The sequence below is a fragment of the Actinosynnema sp. NPDC023794 genome (assembly GCF_040639675.1).
Classification (GTDB): domain Bacteria; phylum Actinomycetota; class Actinomycetes; order Mycobacteriales; family Pseudonocardiaceae; genus Actinosynnema; species Actinosynnema luteola.
On record NZ_JBFAFR010000084.1, the window covers coordinates 1 to 5919 of the forward strand.

Consider the following 5919-nt stretch of genomic DNA (forward strand, 5'->3'; position numbering starts at 1 on the left):
GGGCAACGGAGCTCCTTGGGACAAGCTGTCCTGGTCGACTGCCTGTACCAACGAGCTCCGTTGTCCTGCGTCGCGACTCCTGCAGCTCGGTCGCGTGACCAGCGAAAACGCTAACTACCCGGCATTGGGTAAGGCCCCAACAACCACTTCGACATCTGACTGGCGATGTTCACCCACGTCGGCGCCGTCGCACCCGGACCGATCACGGCCCTGGACAGCCACTGGATCTGGCAGGACGGGCAGGCGCTGACCCGGACACCGTTGCGGATCCGCGACGGCGGCATCACCGTCCCGACCACACCCGGCCTCGGTGTCGAACTCGACCGGGATGCCTCGCCGCCGCGCACGAGCTGCACCTGGAACGGGCTCGGCGCCCGGGACGGCGCCACCGCCATGCGCCAACTGGTCCCCGGATAGCGGTTCGACCCAAACGCCCCAGCCTGTCCGTTGATCGAAGCCGTACCCGGCATCCGGGTCCATCGCCCTGGTCGGCGCCGTCACCGTGCGGGCACGCTCGTTTAAGCTCGGCACCTGGTGACGTCGGTCGGTGCGCCTTGGAGGTGTGGTGATGCGACGGGATGGCGGTTCGGAGACGGGGCGCGGCAGTTGGTTCCGGACCAGCTCACCCGTCCTCATCGGGCGCGGTGAGCAGTTGGCCGCGTTGCGTGAGGTCGTCGTGCACCGTCCCGCCGTCGTCCTGCTCGAAGGCGAGGCGGGGGTGGGCAAGAGCAGGTTGGTGTCCGAGCTGCTCGCCGGGGACCTGGGTGCGGTGTTGCCGTTGGTCGGTTACTGCCGGCAGGTCGGCGAGCCGTTCTCCTACGGTGCGCTGTTGGAGGCGTTGCGGGGTGCGGGGCGGGTACTGGCCCGGCAGCGGGAGTTGAATCCGGTGATCGGCGCGTTGGCTCCGCTGTTGCCCGAGATCGCCGCCGAGCTGCCCGCCCCGTTGCCGCCGGTCGGCGATCCCCGGGCTGAGCGGCACCGGCTGTTCCGGGCGGTGCGGGAACTCCTCGGCGCGATCGGTCCGGTGTTGCTCGTGGTCGAGGACCTGCACTGGGCCGATGACGGCACGCGGCAACTGCTGCGCTTCCTGGCGGGTGGGCCGCCGGCCAACCTCAGCATGGTCCTGACCTACCGGCGGGAGGACCTGTCCGGCGGCAGCCCGTTGGGCGCGGAGTTCCGTTCCGCCGCCGGCGGCCTGGTCGCGGTGCTGGAGATCGAGCCGCTGGACGTGGACGGTGTGCGCGGGCTGACCGAGGCGATCCTCGGCGCGGAGAAGGTGTCGGCGGAGTTCGCGGCCCGGCTGCACGAGCGGACCGCGGGCATCCCGTTCGTCGTCGAGGAGATGTTGCGCGCCCTGCGTGACCCCGAAGGCGCCGTGCACGCGGGCAGCGTGCGGGCCGAACGGCTGCTCGACGCGGTCAGGGTTCCGGTGCTGCTGCGTGACGCGATGGCCGATCGCCTGGCGACCCTGCCCGCCGCCACGGTCCGCCTGGTAGAGGCGGCCGCGGTGCTCGGCGCGCCCGCGCCCGCCGAGTTGCTCGCCGAGGTCGGTGGTGTCCCGGTGGAGCGGGTGCGGGCGGCGCTCGCGCACGCCGTGGACGGGCACGTCCTGCACGAGGTGGACGGGTTGAGGTACGGGTTCCGGCACATGCTGGCCCGTCAGGCCGTCTACGACACGATCAGCGCTCCGGAGCGCGCCGGTCTGCACGACCGTGCCGTCGACGCGCTGGAGCACGTCGAACCGAGGCCGTTGGTCCAGTTGGCCGGGCACAGCGAGCGGGCCGGCCGGACGGTTGACTGGTTGACCTACGGTGAGGCGGCGGCGGACCGGGCGATCGACTCCGGTGACGCGGCGACCGCGACCACGCTGCTGCAGCGGTTGCTCGCCGTGCCGGTGCTGCCCGCCGACGTGGTCGACCGGTTGGCGATCAAGCTCGGGCGCATCGCCAACACCGGGCTGGACCAGCGGGATCCGACAGAGACGCTGGAGCGACTGCTGGCCGACCCGCGCCTGGCCACGTCGGTACGCGGCGAAGTGCGCCTGTACCGAGCGTCGCTGCTGGTCCGCCAGATCGGCCATGTCCGGGAGGGGCGGGCCGAGCTCGAGCGCGCGATCGACGAGTTCGCGGACAGGCCCGATCTCGTCGCCCGCGCCGCCGCCGTGCTGTCCATGCCGTACCTCGGCACAGCTCCGCCGGAGGACCTGGAGAGGTGGCGACGACGCGCTGCGACCCACTTGGCGACCGCGACGGGCGAGTTGCGCATCTCCCTGCTGGCCAACGAGTTGGCGTACCGCTTGCACCGGGGGTACCTCACAGGGCTGGACGAGGTGCCCGAGCGCGCGGACACGCTCGGTGGTCAGCAGCACCTGGCTCGGCTGCGGTGCAATGTCGCCGACGCGTGCGTGTGGCTCGGCCACCTCGACCTGGGTGCTCGTTTCCTGCACGGCGGACTGCGCCTCGCGACCGACAGCGGCGCGTCGTACGTGGTCAGCAACGGTCGGACCACCGAGGCGCGACTCGACTGGATCACCGGTCGGTGGGAAGGGCTGGCGGAGCGGGCGAGCGGGTTGATCGAGGAGTACCGCGACGTGACCGCCATGACCGGCGAGTTGGAGCTGGTGCTCGGCTGGCTCGCCGCGGCCCGCGGGGACTGGGCGGCGGCGGGTGAGCACTTCGGGAGGACCGGTGCTCACGACCCGTGCGACGCGATCGCTCCGGTGGCGATCAGCGGGACCGCGGGCATGGCTTCGATCCTGCTGCAACGGGGAGCGGTGGTCGGCGCGGCGGCGGAGGTCGATCGAGGACTGGCCGCCGTGCGGCGGACGGCCGGCCGGCCCTGGGTCGGCTTGCTGACGCCGGTCGCGGTCGTCGCCTACTCGGCCGCCGGACGGATCGCGGAAGCCGAACGGCTGGTGGACGAGGTCGCCGAAGGCATCGCCGACTGCGACGCGCCCGCCGTGCTCGCCGCGCTCGCGCAGTGCCGGGGCGCGCTGGCCGAGGCGCGGGGCGAACTGCCCGAGGCCGTCGTGCACTTCAGGGAGGCCGTCGCACGCTACGAGGCGATGCCCGCGCCGTACTTCGCCGCCATCGCCAGGGAACGTGAGGCGACGGTCCTGGTGCCGTCCGATCCGGAGAAGGCGGTCGAGCTGCTCACGGACCTGGTGAAGACCTTCGACGCGCTCGGTGCGTCGCAGGACGCCGCCCGCTGCCGCCACGCCCTGCACACCCTCGGCAGCGCGAAACCGGCTCGGCGGGGACGGCGGGGGTACGGCAACGACCTCTCACCCAGGGAGGTCGAGATCGCACGCATGGTCGTGGACGGGCAGACCAACCGCGAGATCGCCGAGAAGCTGTTCCTGTCGTCGCGGACGGTCGAGCAGCACGTGGCTCGGCTGTTCCGCAAGCTGGGGATCAAGTCGCGCGCTCACTTGCGCGCCGACCGCCTCGGTTGAGTTCTTACCGGGAGCGAGCGGCGCTCCCGGAAGCCGTCCGGAAGCGCCGCTCGACACGTGGACGATGTGCTGTCAGTAGTAGAGCGGTTGGCAGAACGTCAAGGTGCCGTAGGTGTTGCACTGGATCCGCTTGCCGACGATGGTGTTCTTGTTGCCGGCGCGGTCGGTCACGGTGAGCTCGGGGGTGTAGGTGGCCGTCCGGCTCGCGTAGGTGTGACTGACCTTGACACCGCTGCCGGTCTGACCGTCACCGAAGTGCCAGGTGTACGAGGCGATGTCGCCGTCCGGGTCGCTCGACGCGGTGCCGTCGAAGGAGCAGACGGTCCGCTGGCAGAACACGGTGAACGACGCCGTCGGCGGCTGCGGACCGGCGGCGGCCCTCCTCGACGTGGTGGCGGTCTTGCCGCTGTTGTCGGTGACCGTGAGCTTCACCGTGTAGGCGCCCGCCGTGCTGTAGGTGTGCGACGGCTTGACACCGCTGCCGGTCTTGCCGTCGCCGAACTCCCAGGCGTACGAGGAGACCGTGCCGTCCGGGTCCGACGAGCCCGACGCGTCGAACGAGCAGGAGGGGGTCGTCGACGAGCAGCTCGCGGTGAACGACGCCGTGGGCGCACCGGGGTCACGGGCCCCGAGGTCCTTGACGTACAGCAGCCGGTTCGGCGAGTCCTTCGGGTCCGAGACCTTGTTGACGGTCGCCGTGTCGAGGACCTTGGCGTTGGCGTCAGCCACCGAGATGCCCGGGTCGGCGCTTGTCACCAGCGCCAGTGCACCGGCCACGTGCGGAGTGGCCATCGACGTGCCGTTCCAGGCAGCGGTGCCGCCGCCCTTGGTGGCAGAGGTGATGTTGCTGCCCGGCGCGAACAGCTCGACGCAGCTGCCGTAGTTGGACGACGACGAGCTGCTCCACACACTGCGGCGATCACCGTTGTCCGTCGCGGCGACCGTGAGCACACCTTCCGCGGCGGCGGGGCTGAAGTTGCAGGCGTTCTGCCCGTTGTTGCCGGCCGCGATGGCCCACGCGACACCGGCCCTGACCGAGTTGGTCACGGCTTGGTCCACGGCGGTGGCCCGGCTGCCGCCGAGGCTCATGTTGCCCACGGCGGCTTGCGGGGCGTTGTCGGTCACCCAGTCGATACCCGCGATGATCTTGTCCCACGGTCCGCTCGAGTTGCAATCCAGCACCCGGACCGAGACCAGTTCGACGTTCTTCGCCACACCATAGGTCTTGCTGCCGATCGTGCCGCCCACGTGGGTGCCGTGACCGTGGCAGTCGCTCGCGTCGCTGTCGTTGTCGATGAAGTCGTAACCGCTGCTCGCCCGACCCTCCAGATCGGGGTGGCGGAAGTCCATGCCGGTGTCGAGGACGTAGGCCGTGACGCCGGAACCGTCGTTCGGCGCGGTGAAGCCGTCATCCAGCGGCAGGTCCCGCTGGTCGACGCGGTCCAAGCCCCACGTCTCGGCCGCACGCGCGATCCCGTTCTGCTCGACGTAGCGCACCGCCGGGTCGGCGGCGAGCCGCTTGGCCTGCCGCTCGCTCATCCGCACCGAGAAGCCGCGTAGCGCGGCGGAGTAGACGTGCGAGACCTCGCCGCCGTACTCGCCTGCCAGGTCGGTGGCCTGCGCCGAGACCGCGGCCTGGGCACTCGCGGCCGTCGACGGCACACCGTCCAGGACCACGATGTAGCTGCCGTCGACGGCACCTCGGGCACCTCCGCTCAGGATCTGCCCCTCGGTCGCCTGTGCGGCGCCGGCGCCGACGACGCTCAGTGCCAGCGCCATGGTCGAGGCGAGGCCGGTGCACACACCGGCCATGCGCTTGCCTCTTGCGTGTGAAGTGGACATGCGTAACCAGACTCCTTCAGCCGTAGCAGGGAACGACTCAACCCACCGCCGCGGCATGGTGATGTGCCGTGACGGCTTCGTGCGCAGACCGACGTTCGGTCGGGCGACACACGCGGTCCGCAGGACTTCAGCGGCCATATCAGCCGGAGGCCGGTCGGCGATGTTCCGACACCCCCTCGCTTGACTAGGGCCGGGTGTAGGGGCCTGGCCGACTCGTCAAGCGTCGACAGCGCTCACGAAGCGGACAATCGGGGTAGGAGTTCTTGCGTATACGTATTTATTGGAACTTTTCAGCTCGCCGTTGACGGACAACCCGTAATCAAACACGACTGTGTTCGCTCTTCACCTGGCAGAGGGGTCTATCTCGTGATCGGCTCTGGCGCACTTTCGGTGGTGGTGTTATCCGAGGAGGATGCGGTGGCGCAGGAGGTCGAAGCCGGCTCTGCCGTACATCTGGCGCTTGATCAGCTTCGTCTTGGTGTTCACGCCTTCGGTGCGCCCGTTGTGGTGGGCGAGGGTGACGGCGGCGGTGACGGCGGCGGTGACGGCGTCGATGTCCTGCTCGATGCCCCGCGCGAAGGAGTGCACGTGGGGTAGGTCCGCCTCGCGTGCCGCGGTGGTCC

4 protein-coding genes are annotated in these 5919 nt (G+C 70.4%); 2 read left to right on the plus strand and 2 right to left on the minus strand.

Annotation, left to right across the window (positions count from 1 at the left end):
• Window positions 1-165: 165 nt before the first annotated feature.
• Entirely contained in the window at window positions 166-417 is a 252-nt protein-coding gene (locus AB0H12_RS45030; RefSeq protein WP_499632897.1) for an enolase C-terminal domain-like protein, read from the plus strand.
• 151 nt (window positions 418-568) lie between these two features.
• Complete coding sequence (locus tag AB0H12_RS45035) at window positions 569-3454, plus strand: helix-turn-helix transcriptional regulator (RefSeq protein WP_499632900.1); 2886 nt, start codon at window positions 569-571, stop codon at window positions 3452-3454.
• A 72-nt stretch (window positions 3455-3526) separates the two neighbouring features.
• On the opposite strand, the gene AB0H12_RS45040 is transcribed toward AB0H12_RS45035, so the two are convergent.
• Both AB0H12_RS45040 and AB0H12_RS45045 read right to left on the minus strand, forming a co-directional pair.
• Window positions 3527-5296 carry a PKD domain-containing protein gene (locus tag AB0H12_RS45040; protein WP_499632903.1) on the minus strand — a complete coding sequence of 590 codons (1770 nt, stop codon included), beginning with the start codon at window positions 5294-5296 and terminating at the stop codon, window positions 3527-3529.
• 399 nt (window positions 5297-5695) lie between these two features.
• On the minus strand, window positions 5696-5919 hold a 224-nt coding region (locus tag AB0H12_RS45045; protein ID WP_499632906.1), incomplete at its 5' end, for a transposase.